Below are 21,883 nucleotides of genomic sequence, written 5' to 3'. Positions count from 1 at the left end.
TTTGATATATAAAAAAAGCCTACGTTAGTTGGTTTTTTTTAAACTCCATAATGACATATATAGGATTAACTAACTGTTCAAGGATCCACCCAAGATACTGAAATAATACTGAAATAAATTCAGTATAAGGTTCAGCACTAGTGGCATGCTTTAGTAGTTAAGACTCATCCTTCATAATAGAATAGTGTTGAGTTTAATAAACAGTACTAACGTAGGCAGTGTGTTACTATATTTTAATGAACTTATTCTAAATGAGCACTTACCAATTGCGTAAGTTCGTTTAGTTTTTTTATTTCTTCTTTTTTTGTGTCGTTTTTAACTAAAGATAGTATTTCTAATTTAGACGCAAATTGTAATGCAGACATAGCTAAAACATCTTGTTTATCGCTAACTGCGTAATTTTGCTCGTACATAGAAATTAACTTATTTATTGCATTTGCTGCTTTACGCATTCCTTCTTCTTCTTTAGTGTTATTTACACTTAAAGGATATGTTCTACCAGCAATTACAATATTAATTTTTAGTTTGCTCACAATGTAAAGAACTTTATTCTTGTAACTGAAATATACATTTATCTATTTCTCTAATTAATGAATTTATTTTCAGTTTTGTATCTTTTGTATTTGTACTACTGCCTTCAATAGTTTTGGCAATTTTCAGCAAATCGTATTCTTTTTTCTGATTGATTAAACGTTGCTCTTTTTCTAAAAGTTGATATTGCAAATTGGTATTGTTTTGAAGCAAAATTTTGTTTTCATTTTTTAAAAACTCATAATTAGAAAGTAAATTTTTTATTTTTTTTTCTAATAAATGGATTGCTTCTAACGTGTTACTCATAAACTTTTAGAATAAACTATCTCTACAAAGTTAGCATTCTGTTTTAAATATTACAACATTTTACTGCTTTTTTACTAAACCATTGATGCTAAACAAATTATAAAAACAATAGTTTTTACTATTTTTACCACAAAAATAATTGCCTTTTGAAAGTTTCTCTTTTTACATTACTATTATTATTTTACTTTTCAAATCTAAACTCTCAAGAAAAATATCCAAAAAACTATTTTAGGCATCCATTAGATATTCCTATTGTGCTTTCTGGTTCTTTTGGCGAATTAAGAAGTAATCATTTTCATGCTGGTTTAGACATAAAAACTCAAGGCAAACAGGGCTTACCTGTTTATGCTACTGCAGATGGTTATGTTTCTCGAATAAAAGTGCAACAATTTGGCTATGGAAAAGCAATTTATATCACACATCCTAATGGATATACTACTGTGTATGGTCATTTAAAAAAGTTTGCTAATCAAATAGAAAACTATGTAAAATCTGTTCAATATAAAAGAGAAAGGTATGCTACTGGAAATTTATTTTTCAAGGAAGATAAGTTCCCAGTAAAAAAGGGAGAAGTTATTGCATATTCTGGTGATACAGGTGGTTCTGGAGGGCCACATTTACATTACGAAATTAGAGATACTAAAACAGAGCATATTATCAATCCGCTTTTATTTGGGGTTAAGGTTGATGATAAAAGAGCTCCTACTTTTCGAGCCTTAAAAGGGTATACTTTAAAAAATAACTCAAGAATAAATCAACAACAAAAAAGTTTTCAAATCCCAATAAAAAATCTTGGTAAAGGAAATTATCAAGCTGATAGAATTTCTGCAAGTGGTCTTATTGGTTTTGCAGTTAGTGTGCATGACAGATTTGATAAGGCTCCTAACAAAAATGGAATTTATAGTTTAGAAATGCTGGTAAATGGGAAACGCTTTTTTTATCATGATGTAGAAACGTTTTCTTTTGCAGAAAGTAAATACTTAAATCTTCACATTGATTATAAGCATTACAAGAAATACAAAAGGCGTTATCAAAAAACACATAAGGTTACACAAAATAAACTATCTACTTATGAAAAGCTGATAAACAATGGAAGAATACATGTAAAAGAAGGATTAAATTATACTGTGAAAATTATTGCAAAAGATTACCAAGGAAACATAAGTACCATAAAAATCCCTGTTATTGGTAAAGAGAGTAATACTATTTTCAAAAAAATAAAAGACACAACAGCTTACAAAATAGAAGCAAAAAAGTTTCATAGATTTACTAAAAAAAATGTTACTGTTGCCTTCCCTAAAAATACATTTTATAATGATTTGTATTTAGATTTTAAGGTAGATAAAGGCATTGCAAAGGTTCATACACCTACTGTTCCTCTTGATAAGCGATTTACACTAACTTTTAATGTTTCTAACTATTCTGAAAAAGAAAAACAACAATTATATATTGCTAATGTAGAATATATAAGGTACCCTAGATATCAATATACACGAAAAAAAGACAGTATCTTTTATACAACCACAAAAACATTAGGAAATTATAAACTTTTAAAAGATAGCATAAAACCCAAAATACGTTTGCTATATTTTAAAGACAAACAATGGCTTACAAAACTAAAAACGCTGAAAGTTAAGATTTCTGATATTGGTTCTGGTGTAAAAAATTGGAGAGCCACCATTGATGATGAATGGATTTTAATGCAATATAATCATAAAAAAGGGATATTAACGTATAATTTTAGTGATAAAAAATTGGTTGGTAGCAAACATATCTTTAAACTTGTAGTTTCAGACAATGTTGGAAATACGAATGAAGTTTCTGCAACGTTCTATAAGAAACAGATAAACTAATTTTTGTGAAAAAAATCTTCTTTGTATTGTGCTTATTACCAAGTTTTTTGGTAGCTCAAAAAACCACTATTTTAAGAGGTACTGTAAAAAACAGCAGCAATATACCCATTGAAAAAGTATCTATTAAATATGGTAGAACTGGTACAGAAACTGATAAAAATGGGAACTACAGAATAAGAGTTCCACTTGAAAAAGAAGTTACTATTGCCTACAGCCACGTTTCCTATAAGACGTTTACCAAAAAAATTACTGCAAAAAACAAAAAAGGAATTCGTTTTAATACTATTCTAATTGCTAAAACTGAAGAATTAGATGAAATTATTATTCAAGATAGAAGAAAAGAAGCCCAAGGTTTAGAATCTATAAACATAAAAACCGCTTTAAGTACTATTGGTCCAAATGCTGGTGTAGAAAATACTTTAATGACTCTACCAGGAGTTAATAACAACAACGAGTTGAGTACCCAATACAATGTTAGAGGTGGTAATTTTGATGAAAATTTAGTTTACGTTAATGGTATTCAAGTGTATAGACCTTTTTTAATACGTTCTGGTCAGCAAGAAGGTTTGAGTTTTATAAACTCAAATATGGTGCAAAATATCGATTTTTCTGCAGGTGGTTTTCAAGCTAAATATGGTGATAGACTTTCTTCTGTATTAGATATTACTTATAGAAAACCAAAAGAAACTGCAACTACTATTAATGCTAGTTTACTTGGTGCAAGTGCTACTTTTGAAGGACAATTTCTAGATAAAAAATTGAGTACTATTACTGGTGTTAGATATAGAGACAACAGTTTATTTGTGAATAGCAAACAAATAGAAATTAACTTTAGACCACGTTTTACAGATGTTCAAACTTTCTTATCCTATGATTTTTCAGAAAAATTTACGCTAAATTTTTTAGGCAATTTTTCTTTGAATAACTATAATTATCAACCTTTATCAAGAAGAACTCGTTTTGGCACAGTTGCAAATCCTTTAGAATTGATTGTTTTTTATTCTGGACAAGAAGAAAATAATTACTTAACAATGTTTGGGGCTTTCTCCGGAATTTACTCGATAAATGATGATTTCACGTTAACAACAACAGCTTCTAGATACAATACACAAGAGGAAGAATATTTTGATATTGCTGCTCAATATAATTTAGGAGAGGTTGATGCTAATATTGGTTCAGAAAATTTTGGCGAGGTAGAATTTTCACAAGGAATTGGTTCTCAATTAAATCATGCCAGGAATGATTTAGATGCATTAATTACCAATGCAGAAGTTAGAGGAACCATCAAAAAAGATAAGACACAATGGAGTTTTGGCGTAAAATATCAGAAAGAAGATATTAAAGATAGAATTAGAGAATGGGAAATAATCGATTCTTTAGGTTTTTCTATTAGACCTCCAAATCATACCTCAAATAATCAACCTTATCAACCTTTTGAAGGTGATATTGTTCCTTTTCAAAACATTAGAGAAGATAATACTGTTGCTATTGATAGAATTACTGGGTTTGTTCAGTTCGATAAACGTTCTTTTTGGAACGAACATGAAATTTGGTATAATTTAGGGGTTAGAACACACCACTGGAAAGTTAAAGGAAATGGAGTTTCTTCGAAAAATCAATTTATTTTTAGTCCACGAGCTCAATTTGCTATAAAACCAGATTGGGAAAAAGATATGTTATTTAGAGTTTCTGGAGGATGGTATTCTCAACCACCCTCATATAGAGAATTAAGAGATTTTAATGGTCAGCTAAATGTTGATGTAAAAGCACAACAATCTATTCATTTGGTTACAGGAATGGATTATAGTTTTACAATGTGGGGCAGGCCTTTTAAACTCACTACTGAAGCCTATTATAAAAATTTAAGTAATATTAATTCTTATACTGTTGATAATGTTAGAATAAGATACAGAGCAGATAACGTAACCAAAGGATATGCTTATGGATTAGATTTACGTTTAAATGGAGAGTTTGTACCTGGTAGTGAAAGCTGGGTAAGTATTGGCTATTTAAAAACCGAAGAAAACATAAATAATAGAGGTTACATTTCAAGACCTACAGATCAACGATTAAAATTTGCGATTTTGTTTCAAGACTATGTACCTAATTTACCTAACTTAAAAGCATATTTAAATTTGGTTTTTAACACTGGAGTTCCTGGCGGTTCTCCTGCTTATGCAGATCCCTACAATTTTCAAGAAAGATTACGAGATTATAGACGAGCAGATTTAGGAGTTTCTTATGTTTTTACTGATGCTAACAAACAATATGATACAGGTTGGCTATCTAAATTTAAAGAATTAACTGCTGGTTTAGAATTGTTTAATATGTTTGATATTCAGAACTCTATAACCAATACTTGGGTTAGAGATGTGTATTCTAAACGTCAGTTTGGCATCCCTAATTTTATGACAGGTAGAGTTTTGAATTTTAAAGTTAGTATGAAGTTTTAAATATTTAAAACTTATTATCACCATCTAATAAATCTCCTATTCCTCCTAAAATTGAACCTTCGCCTCTACTTCCATTTCCAGTTTTAGGTGCCATTGCTAAAACTCTACCTGCAAGTCTGCTAAAAGGTAAAGATTGCACATATACAGTCCCTGGACCTTTTAATGTTGCAAAAAACAAACCTTCTCCCCCAAAAACTGTGTTTTTAATTCCTCCAACAAATTCAATGTCATAATCTACAGTTTGCGTAAAACCTACAATACAACCAGTATCAACTTTTAACACTTCTCCTGGTTGTAATACTTTTTTTGCCATTGTTCCTCCTGCATGAATAAAACTTAACCCATCACCTTCCATTTTTTGCATGATAAAACCTTCGCCACCAAATAAACCTCTACCAAGTTTTTTAGAAAACTCAATACCAATAGAAACACCTTTAGCTGCACATAAAAAAGCATCTTTTTGACAAATAAATTTGCCTCCAAATTCATTTAAATCAATAGGGATAATTTTTCCTGGATAAGGGGAAGCAAACGAAATTTGCTTTTTCCCTAGTCCATCATTGGTAAAAACGGTCATAAATAAACTTTCACCAGTTAAAATTCGTTTTCCAGCTGAAAATATTTTGCCCAAAATTCCTTTTTCTTGATTAGAACCATCACCAAAAATAGTATTCATTTTAATTTGGTCATTCATCATCATGAAAGTTCCAGCTTCAGCAACTACTCCTTCTTGAGGGTCTAGTTCTATCTCTACAAACTGCATTTCTTCACCAAAGATTTTATAATCTATCTCATGAGCATTTATTATTTTGCTTGATGAGTTGTTAGGTAGTTTATCTTGAAACATATTTTTATTTTTTAGTAGTAATTTACTAATTAGAGAACTATACATTAAAAATGTTACAAATATTTTTATAAAAAATAAAAGCCGAGAATAAATTCTCGACTTTCTTTTCTAATAAGTAATATCATCCCCCAATTTTATTACGTTATTAGCTACAAATATATAAAATCTATTAATAAATAAACAAATACATTTTTAAATTCTTTAATCTAACTTTTATATATTAGTGTACCCGAACTTTATTTAAAAGTTCCTTTTAATTTTTAACTTTTAAACTCCATTGAAATTGAAATGTTGAAACCACAATACCTTCTTCATTTTTACCTTCAGAGGTAAGTACTACTACTTGTCCTTCTTTTGTTTCTATAGAATTTTTTATTGTATTTTTCACTAATTGCCCATCATTACAAGTAAAAGTAATTTTACCAATAGCTTTTTTAAAAAAATCTCCTTCTTGATGCGTAACTAACATCGAAACATTTTTTTTAGAATTGGCAATTTCTTGCATTACCAGAACTCCTGTACTCATTTCTGCAGCCATACCTTGTGCTGCCCAAAACATACTTTTAAACGGGTTTTGATTTATCCATTTATGTTTAATTATTACTGTACAATTTGTATCTGTAAGTGTTTTTATGCGCATTCCTGAAAGCCAGCCCAGTGGCAATTTAAAAAACATAAATCTATTTATTCTAGATACAGTAATCTTCATAAAGCTTGTATTTACCTGCAATGTACAGCTTTTAAAGCGATAAAAAAACAACCACTATATGTTAATTAAATGTTAAATAAAGGTACTATGTATTGCATAATACCTTTTTTTAGATATATATTTGCATAAGAAAGTATTATATCAATTAATCATGAAAAAAAATAACGAAAAAACAAATGCCTTTTTAATACATATATCTGCTTTTGCAGGTTTTATATTTCCATTTGGCCATATTATTACCCCACTAATCGCTTGGCAAACTTTAAAAGAGAGAAGTTTGTTTTTAGATGAGCAAGGTAAAGAAGCTGTTAACTTTAATATTAGTTACACATTATATGTTTTTTTACTTACCATATTATTTGTGCCTTTTGCTATAGGTTCTTTTTTTCATGGTAATCACAGATATTTTAGATGGAATGATTTTAACATAAACCTAGATTTAGATTTTAGCAACTTATTTGGCTTTATTGGTTTAGGATCAATTGCTGGTATCATTTACTTTTTAGGTATTATACTCGTAATCATTGCATCATTAAAAGCAAAAGAAGGAGAAAATTATAAATATCCTTTTACTATAAAATTTATAAAATAAATCACAATAAATGAAGATAGAAAATACAAAAGCACAAATGAGAAAAGGTGTTTTAGAATTCTGCATCTTATCCATCTTAAAACATGGTGATGCATATACTTCTGAAATTCTTTCTACTCTAAAAAGTGCAGAAATGATTGTGGTTGAAGGTACCATTTATCCGTTGTTAACTCGCCTTAAAAATGCTGGTTTGTTAACCTATAGATGGGAAGAATCAACCTCTGGTCCACCAAGAAAATATTACGTTTTAACAGAAAACGGAGGCATGTTTTTAAAAGAGCTAAACAAAACATGGAGTAATTTAGTAAATGCTGTAAGCCAAGTAACTAGTAAAAAATCGACTACAAATGAATAAGACAATAAATATAAATTTAGGAGGGTTTTTCTTTCATATAGATGAAGTTGCCTACCAAAAACTGAAACGTTATTTAGAATCGATTTCTAAATCGTTAAGTGATGATCCTCAAGGAAAAAATGAGATTATAGCTGATATTGAAGCTAGAATTAGCGAACTGTTATCAGAAAAAATTGCTGATGCAAGACAAGTTGTAAATGAAGGTGATATTGAAGATATCATTAAAATTATGGGGCAACCAGAAGATTATGCAGATGCAGAAGAAGCATATAGCGATTCTAGTTACTCTTACTCTAGGAATAACAATTCAGGTAAAAAGTTATTTAGAGATGGTGATGATAAATTTTTAGGTGGTGTAGCCTCTGGTGTTGCTCACTATTTTGATTTAGATCCTATCTGGGTACGTTTAGGTTTAATCGCCTTGTTTTTCGGAGGTGGTTTTGGAGTATTATTATACATCATCCTTTGGATATTATTACCAGAAGCAAAAACTACTGCAGAAAAATTACAGATGGAAGGTACACCTGTAAACATTGATAATATTGAAAAGAAAATTAGAAAAGAGTTTACAAGTGTTTCAGAAAAAGTAAGTGAAGTAGCAAATCAAGCATCAGAAAAGTTAAAAGAAGGTGCTAACGAGTTTTCTGATAAAATGAGTAAAACTTTTTCGGGAAAGACAAAAAAAAATAACGGAGCAAGTGATTTCTTTGATACTATTGGTAAAATAATTTTATCAATTTTTAAAGTAATCGGAAAATTTATAGGTGTCATCATCATCTTTGTATCTGCTGCTGTTATTTTATCTCTAATTATTGGAGGGTTTTCTGTTGGGAGTTTAGAATGGTTAAATGTTAATGGCGAGTTTTTAAGCTATCCACCATTTTTTTACGATGCAATTTTACCTAAATGGTTATTAACATTAAGTATGTTCTTATTAGTTGGCATTCCTTTTTTAGTACTATTTGTTTTAGGCTTAAGAATCTTATCTAGCAATGTTAAAAAGTTAAGTAAAGCTACATCATTAACATTATTAGGTATCTGGGTTGTTTCTCTATTGTCTTTAATTTTTACAGGATTAGATTTTGGAACATCGCATTCTAATTATGGAGAATCAACTGATAAAAACGATTTGAATATTATTGCTAATGATACTTTAACATTGAAAATGGTAAATGATGATACTATTTATTATCGTCATAATTTAAGAAGGAGTACCTATAAAGAAGAAGTAGAAGTAAATGGTGAAAAGATGACTTATTCTAGTTATGTTAAAGTAGATGTTAGAAAAAGTAATACTAATGAGGCATATTTTATCATTCAAAAAGAATCTAGAGGTAAAAATAAATTGAGTGCTAAAAACAATGCTAAAAAGATAAAATACAAGTACGAAATTGTGGGTAATACCATTATACTAGATGCTTATTTTTTATCAGAATATAGAAATCTTTGGAAAGATGAAGAAATAAATGTTGCCTTTTATCTTCCTGAAAATGTAATTGTTTATTTTGATAATTCTGTAAAAAACTTCTTATATCATGTTGATAATGAAACTGATATTTATGATAAAGATATGGCTAATCATTATTTTATAATGACTGAAAAATCTTTAAAATGTACTGATTGTGAAGATGAAGAAATAGAAGAAGTGAAAGAGGTTACAGAAAAAAATCCATCAGAAATTAAAGAAAAAACTTCTAAAGAAACAATTTAGATACAATTCAACATAAAAAAACAACAATTGGGTAACCATACTTTCTTTTTAAGCGTCTAATAATAGACATTTGAATCGTAAACTAAAATCAATTTATTATGAAAACATCAATCAAAACAATTTTTTCAATTCTTTTTGTAACCATCTTTTTAAGCTCTTGCAATGTAAATCTATTTAATAGAATTAATGGTAACAGAAATGTTGTAACCCAAGATAGAAATACAAAAGAAGACTTTACAAAAATAAGAGTAAGTACAGGTTTAGACTTATATTTAAGTCAAGGCAAATCAACAGAAATTACTGTAGAAGCAGATGAGAATTTACACGATATTATCATCACTGAAGTAAAAGACGGAGTGCTAAAAATCTATTCTGAAAAAAATATTTGGAGAGCAAAAGCTAGAAAAGTATATGTAACTGTTACTGATTTAGAAAGACTTACAGCTACAAGTGGTTCTGATGTATATGCTAAAGAAACCATCAAAGTAAATGCTATAGATATTAGTGCTACAAGTGGTGCAGATATTAGAATTTCTATTGATGCTGATACTGTAGAAACAAGTGCTACAAGTGGTTCTGATATCGAAATTTCTGGTACTTCTAATAAACATATTTCTAGTGCTACTAGTGGAGCTTCAATAGATGCTTATGAGTTACGAAGTAAAAACACTACTGCAAAAGCTACTAGTGGTGCAGATATTAATGTATTTGCTTCAGAAAGTATAGATGCAAGAGCTTCTAGTGGTGGAGATGTAGATTTTAAGGGAAACCCAAAGCAAGTCAATAAAAAATCTTCTTCTGGTGGAAGTGTTTCTGCCAAATAAATAGTTTCAATCAATCAACCGAAAAAATCTAGAGGTTAGCAATAACCTCTAGATTTTACAACCAACCAAAATGAATACATTTCTTAAGCCTTTTAAAGAATCTTTACTTTTTAAAATTTTATTTGCAATTGCTCTATTTTTATACAGTTTTGTAAGTAATGCACAAGTTGATAAAAACACAGACTTATATAAGGTTTTAAAAGCCAAAGACAGTATAATTTTTGAAAGAGCCTTTAATAAGTGTGAAATAGAAAAGTTAGAACCTATCATATCAAAAAATTTCGAGTTTTATCATGATGTTTCTGGTGTACAGAATAGAAATGAATTTCTAAATGTTATTAAAAAGAACCTTTGTTCAAATCCTGGAAATATGAAAAGAGATTTGGTAAAAAACTCTTTGCAAGTATTTCCTTTAAAAAACAAAGGCAAATTATATGGTACTATACAAAAAGGAAAACATACATTTCAAGAAAAACAAAACGGAATATTAAAAACTGTTGGCATAGCAGATTTTACACACCTTTGGATACTTGAAAGCAATATTTGGAAACTAAAAAGAGTTTTAAGTTACAATCATAAACCATTTAAAGGGTAAAATAATGAAATTTCTAAAAAAATTATTTTATACTTTCATTTCTTTTACAATTATAATTCTATCATTATTTTACTTTGATGTTTTATGGAAATCTCCTTCGTATTACAAAGTAGAAAAATACACTGAATTAGAAGTACCAGTTATGAACATGAAAGAATATGATAAAATAATTTCAACTCATAGAAGACCTTATATTTATTCTATAAAAGCAGAAAACGGAGCAACAGTATCTATAGTTGGTGTAGAACATACAAATGATAAAAACCTACCTCAATTTGATTCTATCAAATATCAATGGATAAAATTAAATCCTGATATAGCTTTAGTTGAAGGTAGAATGGGCATATTTTTTTCTTGGATTCATAATCCAATAGAAGAATATGGAGAAAGTGGATTAATATCTTATTTAGCAAAAAAAGAGAACAAAGAACTCTTTACTTGGGAGCCTACTAGACAAAATGAAATTGAATTATTAATACAACAATACACTCCAAAACAATTGGCAATGTTCTATTGTTTAAGACCTTATTTTTCATTTATTAGAAATAATAAAAACTATAATGCAGAAGAAAAAATAGATGATTTAATAAACGAAAGAACAGATTATACATATTTAAAAAACACTTTCTCTAGCTACAAAGATTTAGACAAAGAATGGAAAAAATATTATCCAAATATTGATTGGAGAAATTATTCTAACAAACAGAACTATATGCCAGAAGGTATTATGTACCAAATATGGAATAGCTCTAATTTAGCAAGAAATAAACATTTAATTCAAATAATTTTAACATCTGTTAAAAAGGGGAAAAATATAATTGCAACAGTTGGTGTTAGTCATGCTCCAAGAATAGAGCAAACTTTACTAAAAGCATTAAAATATTAAAATTTATTAGAATAGCTAACTCTAATAATAGTACTAATACTTGGTTTTATTAGTTTACTTGGTAAGTCGTCGTTTTGCAAAAAACGACGCTTACTTTTTTATGCTGAATTTTATTAAGCATCTCTAAATTTATTTAAAGATATTTTAATCTATCAAAACACCTCATACAAATAAGTAACAATTACACCTTTCCAATTTTTAGGTTTAAGCGATAATAGTTTTGTTGCTTTTTTTGCCTTAAAGTTAAATGGTGGTTTTAATAAATCAACTCCACTGTGTTTTTTTAATCGAATTCCTTGCCCAGAAATAATATTAATATTAGCATCAAAATTGCCTTCAGGAATATGCTCTGTTAAAATAATATATTTGTAAGCATTCAACTTTTCTAAAATTTTGATAATTTCTTTATTAGACAAATGTTGTAAAACCTGTCTTAATAATATACAATCTGCTTTTGGTAATTTATTTGTTACTATATCTAAACATAAAAATGATAAATTACCTGCTGTATATTTTTTGATGTTATCATCAATTATACCTTGTACAATATCAATAGCTGTATATTTTTTTGAATGATGCACTAATTGCTTACCAACATTAAAATCTCCACAACCTAAATCTAATAATGAAAGTGGTTTATCAAAAGATGTTAAAAAAGAAGTGATCTTAACAATATAAGGTTTAACCAAATCTGGGTAATGAGAACCATCTCCAGAATAAAAATTAGTATTATTATCACCCCAAAGATTTAATTCATAAACTTGTTCCATCGCTTTCTTTGTTGGCCATGGTTTCTTTATTTTTTTATCATTCATAAATAGAGATAAAAATATCTTTTCTCAAGTAAAAATATCAACTTTATTTTTAACAGTTCTTAACAGGAAAAAATAGTATTACTTTACAAACTATTTTTGCTTTTATCCGTAAATTTGCAAAACTCAAAAAGCATGACTTTCGCATGAAAAAATTTTTAGATTTTCTGTACTCTACACGTTTAATGGCTGTTTTATTTATTTTATTTGCAACAGCAATGGGTGTAGCCACTTTTATTGAAAATGATTTTGGTACACAAACAGCTAAAGCTTTGGTTTACAATTCTTGGTGGTTTGAAGCAATCATGATTTTTTTTGTTATCAATTTTTTTGGAAATATTTTTAGATATAGATTATACAAAAAAGAAAAATGGGCAGTATTAATGTTTCATTTAGCATTTTTGTTTATCATTATTGGTGCAGGTGTTACCAGATATATTGGTTATGAAGGTATTATGTTAATCGATGAAGGTGAAACTACCAATACATTTTTATCAGAAACTACATATGTAAATGCCATTGTTGACAATGGTAAAGTACAAAAATCAGAAATTAATGAGCCTATTTTACTCTCTGCTTGGGGTAAAAACTCTTGGTCTTATTCAGATGATTTTACAACCAAAGAAACTAGCAAAGATTTTAAATTTGAATTGATTGACTATATTCCTTGGGCAGAAAGAAAATTAGTTGCTGATAAAAATGGAGATGAGTATTTATTTTTAGTAGAATCTTCTAGTGGTAGCAGACATGAACACTACATTAAAAAAGGAACTATACAGAATATTCATAATATTTTAGTTGGCTACGAAGCTGATAAAAGCGATGCCAATATTAGCATTTTTAAAAGAAATGATTCATTAAAAATAGTTTCAAAATCTGAAGGAATGTATCAGGTAATGGCTACTGAAAAAAAGGGACAATTAGCTAAAGATACAATTCAAGATTTTAAATTACGATCCTTATATAATATTGCTGGGTTACCTTTTGTTGTACCTCAATACCCGAGTAAAGGTATTATGAAAACGGTTAGTGGCCCAAAAGATGATAAAAAATTAGATGTTATTGTATTAAACGTAACTGCCAATGGAAGTAGCAAAAAAGTAGAACTTACAGGTGGTAAATTTAGTAATGATAATTTGCAAGAATTTTCTATTAATGGTCTTAATTTTAGAATGTGGTATGGTGCTAAAATTTTAGAAACTCCTTTTAGTGTAAAGCTGAATGATTTTCAACTAGAAAAATATCCAGGTTCTGAAAGTGCAGCTTCATATGCAAGTGAAGTTACTGTAATTGACAAATCAGAAACCTTTGATTATCGTATTTTCATGAATCATATTTTAGATCACAGAGGTTATAAATTCTTTCAATCTAGTTATGATTTATCAGGAGAAAGGGAACAAACTCATTTGTCTGTTAATCATGATTGGTGGGGAACTTTTATCACTTATTTAGGATATTCACTTTTATATACTGGAATGATTAGTATTTTCTTTGCAAAATACACACGTTTTGATAGTTTAAAAAATTCCTTAAAAAAAATAAGAACTAAAAAAGCAAAGCTTTCAGTAGTAGGTTTATTATTTTTAACAGGATTTAGTTATGGTCAACATCAAAATAATCATAATTCAAAAAGAATTACAGACCAACAAATAGATTCAATTTTAAAAGCTAATCTTGTTGCCGAAAGTCATGCAGATGAGTTTAGTAAACTGGTAATTCAGGATGCTGGTGGTAGAATGAAACCTGCTCATACATTTGCTTCTGAATTGGTAAGAAAGGTTACTCATTCTGAAGTATTAAAAGGAATGCAACCCAGCCAAGTTTTATTATCAATTATAGAAAACCCTATGCTTTGGTATGAGGTACCAGCCATTTATCTAGAAAGAGGGAATATGAAAATTCGCCAACAATTAGGTTTGGCAGACACAATAAAATACGCACGTTTATCAGACTTTTTTACAAATAGAGGAGAATATATTATAAAAAATAAAGTTGCTGAAGCTCAAAAGAAAAAAATTCAAAATAAATTTGAACAAGATTTAATTAAAATCGATAGAAGAGTTGGTTTACTATACAGTGCAATTGGTGGTGGAATTTTAAAAATATATCCTATTCCAAACCATGAGAACAATAAATGGGTTTCTCAACCAGAAACTTATGCAGAAAAAGGGTTTAAGGCATCAGATACCATTTTTGTTCGTAAATCTTTACCTCTTTATATACAGTTATTACAAACTGCAAAAAAGACAGAAGATTATACTAAAGCAAATCAAGTGTTAGATGGTATTAAAAAGTATCAAAAGAAGTTTGGAGCAGAAGTTATTCCTACAGATGATAGAATAGAACTAGAAATAGCCTACAATAAATATAATATTTTTCAAAAACTAATACGTTATTATGGTCTTGCAAGTTTGTTATTAATCATTTTTGTAATTGCACAAATTTTTAATTCCAAAAAGTGGCTAAATTTCACCGTAAAAGCTCTTATAGGGCTTGTAATTAGTCTATTTATAATACACACTTTAGGTTTAATTTCTAGATGGTATATAAGTGGTAATGCACCTTGGAGTAATGCTTATGAAGCCATTATTTACGTAGCTTGGGCAACTATGCTATTTGGGTTATGTTTAGGTAGAAAATCTGCATTAACAATTACAGCAACTACATTTGTTTCTGCAATAATATTATTTGTTGCTGGCATGAATTGGGTAGATCCAGAAATTGCAAATTTACAACCTGTGCTAAATTCTTGGTGGATGTTAGTACATGTATCTATAATTGTAGCAAGTTATGGACCACTAACTTTAGGTATGATTCTAGGTATCTTCTCACTTTTCTTAATCTTGTTTACAAATAAGAAGAACAAAAAGAAAATGGATATTAACATTAAAGAAATTACCATTATAAATGAAATGACTGTAACTGTTGGTCTGGTTATGTTAACCATTGGTAACTTTTTAGGCGGAATGTGGGCTAATGAAAGTTGGGGGCGTTATTGGGGCTGGGATCCTAAAGAAACTTGGGCTCTAATCTCTATTATGATTTATGCTTTCTTACTACATATGCGTTTAATTCCAGGTATGAGAAGTAGATATACTTTTAACCTATGGACCATTATTGCTTATGCATCTATAATGATGACATTTTTTGGAGTAAACTTCTATCTATCTGGTTTACATTCTTATGCTAGTGGAGATAGAGTTATTACACCAAGCTCTGTATATTACTCTTTAGGATTTGTTATTATTCTTGGCACGTTAGCATGGTTTAAATACGTAAAATATTACAAAAAGTAATTACCTATTAATCATCTACAAGGTTTTAAAATCCTTATAGGTATTTATCTAAAGAAAATGTATTTTTGCCCATTATTAAATAAACATAAGAACCAATGTTCAATAAAAATATAAAATTAGTTTTAGCAACATTAATTACAGCTTGGTCTGTATATCAATTTGTTCAAGGAAATATAATGAACGGAATTTCTATACTTCTTTTAGCTGGTATTTTTGTATTGCTTTATTTTAAAAATGAATTTATTTTATTAGCTTTTTTACAATTGAGAAAGCAAAATTTTGATGGAGCTAGAAAATGGTTAGGTTATATAAAAAGCCCTGAAGCTGCTTTAACTACAAAACAACAAGGGTATTACAATTATTTGCATGGTATTATGTTAAGCCAAACAAACATTACACAAGCAGAAAAATATTTGCGTAAAGCAGTTAGATTAGGTTTAGCAATGGATCATGATTTAGCTATGGCTAAACTACAATTAGCAGGAATTGCAATGACAAAAAGACGTAAACGTGAAGCTACTAATCTAATGGCTGAAGCTAAAAAATTAGACAAACATGGTATGCTAAAAGAACAAATGCAAATGATGAAACAACAAATGAAAAAAATCTAGTTTTTTCCTTTTTAAGATATAAAAAAATCCGCTTAAAGCGGATTTTTTGTTCTATTAATTTGTTTTATAAGATGCTGAAACAAGTTCAGTATTACAAAATACTTACTTCAACTTTGTTAAAGTTAAATCTTCATTGTATTGTACAATAAATAAGCCTTTATTTTCTGGTAAATAAGTACTGTTTCTATAATCGAATTTTGTTTCTACTCTTGCAGACTGGCCTTCTTCAAAAGTTTCTTTTAAATCTTTACCACTGGCTAATCTTACTAAAATATCATATGTAATATCAAAACCTTTAGTAGCATAAAAAGAAGGTAATGCTTTATTCTTTTTTAAATAGTGTTTTGTAAAAACTCTAGATTTAAAAGAATTCGTATCTAAATACTCATCACTTACATAAGTAAAACCTAGTTTTGCAAGTTTTCTATTATCAATTTTATCATAAACTCGTCCTTTATCAAAAGTAAAAACTTTAGCAGTTGTTAATTCTGGTAAACTGATTAAACTGTTTATTGCATCGTTTACAATGATATTATCATCAGTTGCTATAATAACCCAATTTTTGGTTTCTGGTTGCAGTAATTCTAAAAATCTACTTTTCTCTATGTAACCATCTTGTGGTGTTATAATATTAACTGTATTTGCTGTTGTATTATTGCTTAATGAAGATTGTAAATAATTACTGTTTTGTAAAGATTCTTGTTTACCATCACTTACAATTACAATATTGCCTTCGACAAAATTGTCTTTAAAATAGTTTTCTAACTCTTCTCTAAATACTTTTTTATCAGGAGAAGTTTTAATAATATTTGATGAGCTAAAACTAGATTGATTGCTAGAGTAAACAGGAAAAACAATAGGAATGTTAACATTAGATGCAACTGTTTGAACTTCTTCTGAATATAAGGGTCCAATCACAACATCATTCTCATTTAAATTGTTATTCGAGATAATTTCTATAATTTTATTAGTTCTTCTATTGCCAGTGTCAAACACATTTAACTCTATATCAACACCTTGCTTTCTCAAGGAATCTACTGCAACTTCAGCACCCAAATAAAAATCTGTAGCAATATTTAATAAAGTCGCATTTCTTCCAAAAATTTCTTTTAAAGTTAAGGTGTCATTTTGATATTTATGAGTTCTGAAAGGCAATAAAATAGCTGCTTTTATAGAAGTATTATAATCTATAAAATCATTGTAAAAAACTTCATCTATAATAACTTCTGGTATAATTTCTTTTATTTTTAGAACTTGACCTACTTTTAATCCTTCTGTTAATTCTGGGTTCAATAGTATTAGCTCCCCTCTAGTTACATCAAATTGCTTTTTTAAACTATAAAAAGTATCTCCTTTTTTTATTTCGTAAGTAACAAATTTCGGTAATAACTCATCAACCAATTTATCTTTGTCAATTAAATCATCATTTTTAGAAATAGAATCGGAAACAATCTCTTTATTAGTTATTCCTTTTCTTTTAAATTCTTCTAATTTCTTTTCTGGTACAACAATATAAGAATTTGCTCTTGGCAAACTATCAATACCTGGGTTTAAACGAATTAAATCTTTTTCTTTCATATCCAACTTTTGGGCAATCTTACTCACAGATTCGCCTTCCTTAACCTTATATTGAATATATCTTATTTGCTGCCCACAAGAAACTGTGAACGTTAACAAGCATAGAAAAATAAAAAACTTTAAATGCTTCATATATTTTATTCCCATTCTATAGTTGCAGGTGGTTTAGAGCTGATATCATATACAACTCTATTAACTCCTTTTACTTGATTTATAATTTTATTTGATGTTTTTTGTAAAAACGTGTATGGTAAATCTACCCAATCTGCTGTCATACCATCAGTACTTTCAACTGCTCTTAAAGCTACTACTTTTTCATAAGTTCTCTCATCACCCATAACTCCAACTGAATTTACAGGAAGTAACATTGCTCCTGCTTGCCAAACTTTATCATACAAACCATCTTCTTTTAAACCATTGATAAAAATAGCATCTACATCTTGCAAAATACGAACTTTTTCTGATGTAATATCTCCTAAAATTCTAATACCTAATCCTGGGCCAGGGAAAGGATGGCGTCCTAAAAGTTCTTTGTCAATTCCCATTGATGCTCCCACTCTACGTACTTCGTCTTTAAAAATCATACGTAAAGGTTCTACAATTTTTAACTTCATAAAATCTGGCAAACCACCTACATTATGATGACTTTTTATAGTTGCAGATGGACCTCCGTTTACAGAAACTGATTCGATTACATCTGGATAAATAGTACCTTGTGCTAGCCATTTTACATCTTTAATTTGATGCGCTTCATCATCAAAAACATCTATAAATGTGTTACCTATAGCCTTTCTTTTTCCTTCAGGATCTGTAATACCTTCTAACTTTTTCAAAAAACGCTCTGATGCATCTACACCTTTAACGTTTAAACCCATACCTTCGTATTGATTTAATACACTTTCGAACTCATTTTTACGTAACAAACCATTATTCACAAAAATACAATATAGGTTTTCACCTATTGCTTTGTGTAATAACACAGCTGCAACTGTAGAATCTACACCTCCAGAAAGCCCTAAAACTACTTTATCATTTCCAACTTTTTCTTTAATAGCGTTTACTGTGCTATCTACAAAAGAATCTGGTGTCCATTCTTGAGCAACATCAGCAATATCTACTAAAAAGTTTTCTAGTAATTGTTTACCATCTTTTGAATGATATACTTCTGGATGAAATTGGATTCCATACGTATTCTCTCCTTTAATTTTGTAAGCAGCATTTTCTACATCATTAGTACTTGCTAACAGTACTCCATTTTCTGGTAACTTTTTAATGGTGTCTGAATGGCTCATCCAAACTTGACTCCCTTCTGAAATATTTTTAAAGAAAGCTTCATTATTTTTTATAAATGACAAGTTAGCTCTACCATATTCTCTAGTATTAGATTCTGCTACTTTTCCTTCAGAAAAATGTGCCAAATACTGTGCACCATAACAAACAGCTAACAAAGGTTTTTTGCCTCTAATTTCTGATAAATCTGGATGCAGTACATTTTCTCCTCTTACAGAGTTTGGGCTACCTGATAAAATTACTGCTTTGAAATTAGCTAATTTGCTAGGAATTTTATTGTAAGGATGAATTTCACAATAGATATTTAATTCTCTAACTCTTCTGGCTATTAACTGTGTGTATTGTGAGCCAAAATCTAAAATAAGGACACTTTGTTGCATGCGCAAAAATAATATTTTGATATTAGATTTTTGACATTATATATTAGAATTTTTAAATGGATTAGAATTCGTAGAAAAGTGGTTAGAATTTGTAATTTATTCTTTCTCAAAATAACAAAAATACAGAGATATTAGTTTTGTGTTACATAAAATGATGTCTAAAACCTTGAGTCTAATATTTATAAACAACTGCATTAATATTCATACCTGCACCAACTGAAGCTAGTATAATAACATCACCTTTATTTACTTCTTGATTTTTAATTTTACCTTTTAAAACTAAATCTAACAAAGTAGGCACTGTTGCTACAGAGCTATTGCCTAACTTATGAATACTCATTGGCATTACTCCTTTTGGAATTGGTTTCTTATACAATCTGTAAAATCGTTTAATAATCGCTTCGTCCATTTTTTCATTTGCTTGATGAATAAACACTTTTTTTACCTCATCAATGGCAACATTACTTTTTTCTAAAGCTGATTTCATAGCTAATGGAACATTGGTTAACGCAAATTCATAAATTTTACGGCCAAACATTTTAATGTAACGTGTATCCTTATCTAAATTAGTATTGAAAGATTTACCAAAATGTAAAAAATAGGCTTCATCTTTTGCAAAGGTTTGTGATGCATGACCAAGTATTCCTGAATCTTGTTCATCTGTTTTTTCAACAATACAAGCTCCTGCACCATCACTATATATCATGGCATCTCTATCATGTTTATCTACAACTCTTGATAAAGTTTCTGCACCTATTACCAAACATTTTTTTGCCATACCAACTTTAATAAAGGCTTGGGCTTGAATAACACCTTCTACCCAACCAGGACAACCAAACAAAATATCGTAAGCCACACAATTTGGGTTTTCGATTTTTAAAAGGTACTTTACTCTTGAAGCTAAACTTGGTAGAGTATCTCCTTGGATTGCACCTTGTTTCACATCACCAAAATTATGAGCCACTATAATATAATCTAAATCTTCTGGATTAATACTAGCATCTTCAATAGCTTTTTTTGAAGCAAAAAAAGCCAAATCTGATGTTGTATATTCTTTAATTGCATAACGTCTTTCTTCTATGCCAGTAATGGCTTTAAATTTTTCTATAACTACATCATTACTATAAGAAAAATCAGAACCATCACTATTTAAAAATTCTTCTTTTAAAAAATCTGAATTTGTTTTTATAAGGGATGGAATAAACGTGCCTGTTCCTGTTATTTTAGATGAAATCATAGATTATGTGTTATAGTGTAGCAAGTTATTAAAATCAAGGTTAAGAAATTTACTATGCACGCATAGTAATGGAAGGTTCAAATAAAGGTTTACCTAATAATCTAGTCTAAAGAAATAGTTTCACTTTTTGTAAATATTCAGCTTAAGCTTCATTACTGTTGCTATTGAGAGTGCTCGAGTTTTCATTTGAGTAGATTTCTCTCCTTCAAAATAAGTATCTATTGTTTGTGAAAAATACGACACCCAAATAGAAAAATGCTCTTTTTGAAACTTGATAAAAGTATTTTTATCTAAATGCTTTTGCATTACATTATTGGAATAGGTAATTGTATCAAATAAAACATCATTCCAAAAGTCTGTAATAATTTCTAAATGATAATCAAGATGGTTTCGTTTAATTATATCTTCAAAAAAAGGATACATTTTTTTATCAGCAAGCAATTTATCATAAAATTTTGTGATAATGAGTTTTATATCATTTCTTGAAGAAATATCAGTTTTCATCTATAAATAAGAACTATCAAAAGAAAAAGGTAACAAAGAAGCTAATGATTCTGTTTTTACAACCTCACCAACTTCTCCCATAAATAAAATTTCGAAAGGTTCTTTTTGCTTGATTTCGTATTCTGATAACGTTTGCCTACAAGCACCACAAGGCCCTACAGGCTTATCTACTTTGCTAGTTGTTGAACTTGCTGAAATAGCTAACTTTAAGATTTTTACATTAGGATACGTTGAACCACCTTTCCAAATTGCTACTCTTTCTGCACACATTCCTGAAGGATAAGCTGCATTTTCTTGGTTATTTCCTAAAATAATTTCACCATTTTCTAACAATAAAGCAGCACCTACATTAAATTTAGAATAAGGAGCATAGGCTTTTTCACGAGCTTCAATAGCTTTATTCATAAGATTTTTATCATTTATAGATAATTCTGAAATACTATTATAAACTATTGCTGATGTTGATATTTCTATTTTTTTCATAAATAAAATAGTCAAAAAAAGCAGCCTTTT

Annotated in this window: 20 protein-coding genes and 1 other RNA gene; 10 read left to right on the top strand and 11 right to left on the bottom strand. The window is 28.9% G+C overall.

Going from position 1 to position 21,883, the window contains the following annotated elements:
- Positions 1 to 40 precede the first annotated feature (40 nt).
- From ssrS to BTO18_RS00745, 3 genes are all read right to left on the bottom strand, one after another.
- A non-coding RNA gene (ssrS, locus tag BTO18_RS00755) (6S RNA) lies at positions 41 to 193 on the bottom strand.
- A gap of 49 nt (positions 194 to 242) precedes the next feature.
- Positions 243 to 533, bottom strand: a complete 291-nt coding sequence (locus tag BTO18_RS00750; protein ID WP_105014384.1) for a cell division protein ZapA — start codon at positions 531 to 533, stop codon at positions 243 to 245.
- Between the two features lie 13 nt (positions 534 to 546).
- Positions 547 to 837 (bottom strand): coiled-coil domain-containing protein, encoded by a 291-nt coding sequence (locus tag BTO18_RS00745; RefSeq protein WP_105014383.1) that lies wholly within the window; start codon positions 835 to 837, stop codon positions 547 to 549.
- A 146-nt stretch (positions 838 to 983) separates the two neighbouring features.
- Here BTO18_RS00745 and BTO18_RS00740 point away from each other — a divergent pair, with 146 nt between their 5' ends.
- The gene (locus tag BTO18_RS00740; protein ID WP_105014382.1) at positions 984 to 2,690 is read left to right on the top strand and encodes a M23 family metallopeptidase; all 1,707 of its coding nucleotides are present in this window, start codon (positions 984 to 986) and stop codon (positions 2,688 to 2,690) included.
- Positions 2,691 to 2,695: 5 nt separating this feature from the next.
- Positions 2,696 to 5,143, top strand: coding sequence for a TonB-dependent receptor (locus BTO18_RS00735; RefSeq protein ID WP_105014381.1), 2,448 nt, complete (start codon positions 2,696 to 2,698; stop codon positions 5,141 to 5,143).
- A gap of 4 nt (positions 5,144 to 5,147) precedes the next feature.
- Here the strand turns inward: BTO18_RS00735 and BTO18_RS00730 are convergent, their stop codons facing one another.
- Positions 5,148 to 5,948: a TIGR00266 family protein gene (locus BTO18_RS00730; protein ID WP_105017458.1), complete on the bottom strand. Its 801-nt coding sequence runs from the start codon at positions 5,946 to 5,948 to the stop codon at positions 5,148 to 5,150.
- A 295-nt stretch (positions 5,949 to 6,243) separates the two neighbouring features.
- Positions 6,244 to 6,699 (bottom strand): DUF4442 domain-containing protein, encoded by a 456-nt coding sequence (locus BTO18_RS00725; protein ID WP_105014380.1) that lies wholly within the window; start codon positions 6,697 to 6,699, stop codon positions 6,244 to 6,246.
- Between the two features lie 151 nt (positions 6,700 to 6,850).
- On the opposite strand from BTO18_RS00725, the gene BTO18_RS00720 reads away from it, so the two are divergent.
- The 6 genes from BTO18_RS00720 (at position 6,851) to BTO18_RS00695 (ending at position 11,662) form a co-directional block, all read left to right on the top strand.
- Complete coding sequence (locus BTO18_RS00720; protein WP_105014379.1) at positions 6,851 to 7,291, top strand: DUF4870 domain-containing protein; 441 nt, start codon at positions 6,851 to 6,853, stop codon at positions 7,289 to 7,291.
- Positions 7,292 to 7,301: 10 nt separating this feature from the next.
- Positions 7,302 to 7,646, top strand: a complete 345-nt coding sequence (locus tag BTO18_RS00715; RefSeq protein ID WP_105014378.1) for a PadR family transcriptional regulator — start codon at positions 7,302 to 7,304, stop codon at positions 7,644 to 7,646.
- On the top strand, positions 7,639 to 9,357 hold the full coding sequence (locus tag BTO18_RS00710; protein WP_105014377.1) for a PspC domain-containing protein: 1,719 nt from the start codon (positions 7,639 to 7,641) through the stop codon (positions 9,355 to 9,357). The genes BTO18_RS00715 and BTO18_RS00710 overlap by 8 nt, the downstream gene beginning before the upstream one ends.
- 98 nt (positions 9,358 to 9,455) lie before the next feature.
- On the top strand, positions 9,456 to 10,181 hold the full coding sequence (locus BTO18_RS00705) for a head GIN domain-containing protein (protein WP_105014376.1): 726 nt from the start codon (positions 9,456 to 9,458) through the stop codon (positions 10,179 to 10,181).
- Positions 10,182 to 10,251: 70 nt separating this feature from the next.
- Positions 10,252 to 10,776 (top strand): nuclear transport factor 2 family protein, encoded by a 525-nt coding sequence (locus tag BTO18_RS00700; RefSeq protein ID WP_105014375.1) that lies wholly within the window; start codon positions 10,252 to 10,254, stop codon positions 10,774 to 10,776.
- A 4-nt stretch (positions 10,777 to 10,780) separates the two neighbouring features.
- Positions 10,781 to 11,662, top strand: coding sequence for a hypothetical protein (locus BTO18_RS00695; protein ID WP_105014374.1), 882 nt, complete (start codon positions 10,781 to 10,783; stop codon positions 11,660 to 11,662).
- A gap of 152 nt (positions 11,663 to 11,814) precedes the next feature.
- Here the strand turns inward: BTO18_RS00695 and BTO18_RS00690 are convergent, their stop codons facing one another.
- Positions 11,815 to 12,477: a class I SAM-dependent methyltransferase gene (locus BTO18_RS00690; RefSeq protein WP_105014373.1), complete on the bottom strand. Its 663-nt coding sequence runs from the start codon at positions 12,475 to 12,477 to the stop codon at positions 11,815 to 11,817.
- Positions 12,478 to 12,620: 143 nt separating this feature from the next.
- On the opposite strand from BTO18_RS00690, the gene BTO18_RS00685 reads away from it, so the two are divergent.
- Together BTO18_RS00685 and BTO18_RS00680 are read left to right on the top strand one after the other, a co-directional pair.
- Complete coding sequence (locus BTO18_RS00685; RefSeq protein WP_105014372.1) at positions 12,621 to 15,770, top strand: cytochrome c biogenesis protein CcsA; 3,150 nt, start codon at positions 12,621 to 12,623, stop codon at positions 15,768 to 15,770.
- 95 nt (positions 15,771 to 15,865) lie between these two features.
- The gene (locus BTO18_RS00680) at positions 15,866 to 16,381 is read left to right on the top strand and encodes a hypothetical protein (RefSeq protein ID WP_105014371.1); all 516 of its coding nucleotides are present in this window, start codon (positions 15,866 to 15,868) and stop codon (positions 16,379 to 16,381) included.
- Positions 16,382 to 16,483: 102 nt separating this feature from the next.
- Here the strand turns inward: BTO18_RS00680 and BTO18_RS00675 are convergent, their stop codons facing one another.
- The 5 genes from BTO18_RS00675 to cdd all read right to left on the bottom strand — a co-directional run bounded on the left by BTO18_RS00675 (position 16,484) and on the right by cdd (position 21,853).
- Positions 16,484 to 18,091 (bottom strand): LysM peptidoglycan-binding domain-containing protein, encoded by a 1,608-nt coding sequence (locus BTO18_RS00675; protein ID WP_226789072.1) that lies wholly within the window; start codon positions 18,089 to 18,091, stop codon positions 16,484 to 16,486.
- Positions 18,092 to 18,096: 5 nt separating this feature from the next.
- Positions 18,097 to 19,629: a glutamine-hydrolyzing GMP synthase gene (gene guaA, locus BTO18_RS00670; protein ID WP_105014369.1), complete on the bottom strand. Its 1,533-nt coding sequence runs from the start codon at positions 19,627 to 19,629 to the stop codon at positions 18,097 to 18,099.
- 172 nt (positions 19,630 to 19,801) lie between these two features.
- Positions 19,802 to 20,866 (bottom strand): 3-oxoacyl-ACP synthase III family protein, encoded by a 1,065-nt coding sequence (locus tag BTO18_RS00665; protein ID WP_105014368.1) that lies wholly within the window; start codon positions 20,864 to 20,866, stop codon positions 19,802 to 19,804.
- Between the two features lie 120 nt (positions 20,867 to 20,986).
- Positions 20,987 to 21,370: a group III truncated hemoglobin gene (locus BTO18_RS00660; RefSeq protein ID WP_105014367.1), complete on the bottom strand. Its 384-nt coding sequence runs from the start codon at positions 21,368 to 21,370 to the stop codon at positions 20,987 to 20,989.
- Positions 21,371 to 21,853 (bottom strand): cytidine deaminase, encoded by a 483-nt coding sequence (gene cdd / locus BTO18_RS00655; protein ID WP_105014366.1) that lies wholly within the window; start codon positions 21,851 to 21,853, stop codon positions 21,371 to 21,373. It abuts the gene before it with no gap.
- Positions 21,854 to 21,883: the final 30 nt, after the last annotated feature.

The sequence above is a fragment of the Polaribacter porphyrae genome (assembly GCF_002954685.1).
Lineage (GTDB): Bacteria > Bacteroidota > Bacteroidia > Flavobacteriales > Flavobacteriaceae > Polaribacter > Polaribacter porphyrae.
Note: the sequence above shows the minus strand (reverse complement) of the source record. Positions and strands in the feature narration are given on the sequence as shown.

Excerpts from the sequence above, each read along its gene's own strand:
- BTO18_RS00700 (WP_105014375.1), top strand. The coding sequence starts at position 10,252 with ATGAATACATTTCTTAAGCCTTTTAAAGAATCTTTACTTTTTAAAATT.
- BTO18_RS00695 (WP_105014374.1), top strand. The coding sequence starts at position 10,781 with ATGAAATTTCTAAAAAAATTATTTTATACTTTCATTTCTTTTACAATT.
- BTO18_RS00710 (WP_105014377.1), top strand. The coding sequence starts at position 7,639 with ATGAATAAGACAATAAATATAAATTTAGGAGGGTTTTTCTTTCATATA.
- BTO18_RS00705 (WP_105014376.1), top strand. The coding sequence starts at position 9,456 with ATGAAAACATCAATCAAAACAATTTTTTCAATTCTTTTTGTAACCATC.
- BTO18_RS00720 (WP_105014379.1), top strand. The coding sequence starts at position 6,851 with ATGAAAAAAAATAACGAAAAAACAAATGCCTTTTTAATACATATATCT.
- BTO18_RS00675 (WP_226789072.1), bottom strand. The coding sequence starts at position 18,091 with ATGAAGCATTTAAAGTTTTTTATTTTTCTATGCTTGTTAACGTTCACA.
- BTO18_RS00665 (WP_105014368.1), bottom strand. The coding sequence starts at position 20,866 with ATGATTTCATCTAAAATAACAGGAACAGGCACGTTTATTCCATCCCTT.
- BTO18_RS00725 (WP_105014380.1), bottom strand. The coding sequence starts at position 6,699 with ATGAAGATTACTGTATCTAGAATAAATAGATTTATGTTTTTTAAATTG.
- BTO18_RS00680 (WP_105014371.1), top strand. The coding sequence starts at position 15,866 with ATGTTCAATAAAAATATAAAATTAGTTTTAGCAACATTAATTACAGCT.
- BTO18_RS00685 (WP_105014372.1), top strand. The coding sequence starts at position 12,621 with ATGAAAAAATTTTTAGATTTTCTGTACTCTACACGTTTAATGGCTGTT.
- BTO18_RS00745 (WP_105014383.1), bottom strand. The coding sequence starts at position 837 with ATGAGTAACACGTTAGAAGCAATCCATTTATTAGAAAAAAAAATAAAA.
- BTO18_RS00715 (WP_105014378.1), top strand. The coding sequence starts at position 7,302 with ATGAAGATAGAAAATACAAAAGCACAAATGAGAAAAGGTGTTTTAGAA.
- BTO18_RS00660 (WP_105014367.1), bottom strand. The coding sequence starts at position 21,370 with ATGAAAACTGATATTTCTTCAAGAAATGATATAAAACTCATTATCACA.
- guaA (WP_105014369.1), bottom strand. The coding sequence starts at position 19,629 with ATGCAACAAAGTGTCCTTATTTTAGATTTTGGCTCACAATACACACAG.
- cdd (WP_105014366.1), bottom strand. The coding sequence starts at position 21,853 with ATGAAAAAAATAGAAATATCAACATCAGCAATAGTTTATAATAGTATT.
- BTO18_RS00690 (WP_105014373.1), bottom strand. The coding sequence starts at position 12,477 with ATGAATGATAAAAAAATAAAGAAACCATGGCCAACAAAGAAAGCGATG.